2 protein-coding genes are annotated in these 665 nt (G+C 57.0%); both read left to right on the top strand.

Annotation, left to right across the window (positions count from 1 at the left end; translation table 11 throughout):
• Nucleotides 1–205 (top strand): hypothetical protein (locus ACMV5I_RS29600; RefSeq protein WP_414825979.1); only part of this gene is annotated, 205 nt, incomplete at its 5' end.
• A gap of 31 nt (nucleotides 206–236) precedes the next feature.
• Nucleotides 237–590, top strand: a complete 354-nt coding sequence (locus tag ACMV5I_RS29595) for a hypothetical protein (RefSeq protein ID WP_414825978.1) — start codon at nucleotides 237–239, stop codon at nucleotides 588–590.
• Nucleotides 591–665 lie beyond the last annotated feature (75 nt).

Below are 665 nucleotides of genomic sequence, written 5' to 3'. Positions count from 1 at the left end.
TGCATGCGTTGCTGACGGCGCTGAAATCGCCGGACGACGCCATCGACTGGGACACGCTGCTGCCCTGGAAAATCACCCTACCTTAAACCCCACGACCGAACACTGTGGGGATTTAACGACGCTTACCTTGTTTCCGTCCCTGCTGGAACAGGGCGGTCATGTGTCACAGCAACGTGCTCCCCGCCTTCCGGAAATGGAAAAGTGAGGACACCAGAAAGAAGCCGAAGGAGGCCACGATGACCACGACCGCAGCGACCATTTCCCAGACTGAGCAGGTAACACGTATTGAAATCACCCACCCACGCCAGCGCCAGGTGTTCGTACCTCGTCTGTTCGCGACGCCGTTTGGCGAGCAGATGGTGCAGTCATTTCTGGACAGACACAGCAACTATGAGGGCGGCATGTGGCAGTTCTGGGAGGTGCCGCGCGGGATTAGCGGCCATGTCGGCCCATATACAGACATCATCACAACCCGCCCGACCGGGTACATGACGCCACCAGAGGGAACCTACCAGCTGAGCATTCCAGGCAATTATTTTGTAAGCGTCGCTGGAACCCCACCTGTTATTGCGTTCGCGATGTTGCCATGATCTTGTTCCCGATCATCAACACGGAGCAAACCCATGAGGAACATCCGCACGCCCGAAGAATGGCACGCCCTTTTT

Origin of the sequence: Serratia sp. T13T92, from assembly GCF_047530105.1 — a bacterium.
Taxonomy (GTDB): Bacteria; Pseudomonadota; Gammaproteobacteria; order Enterobacterales; family Enterobacteriaceae; genus Chania; species Chania fonticola.
The sequence above is the reverse complement of the archived record's forward strand: the minus strand, read 5'-3'. Positions and strand labels throughout refer to the sequence as shown.

Bases quoted from the DNA above. Each gene is read 5' to 3' on its own strand.
- ACMV5I_RS29595 (WP_414825978.1), top strand. From the start codon at position 237: ATGACCACGACCGCAGCGACCATTTCCCAGACTGAGCAGGTAACACGT.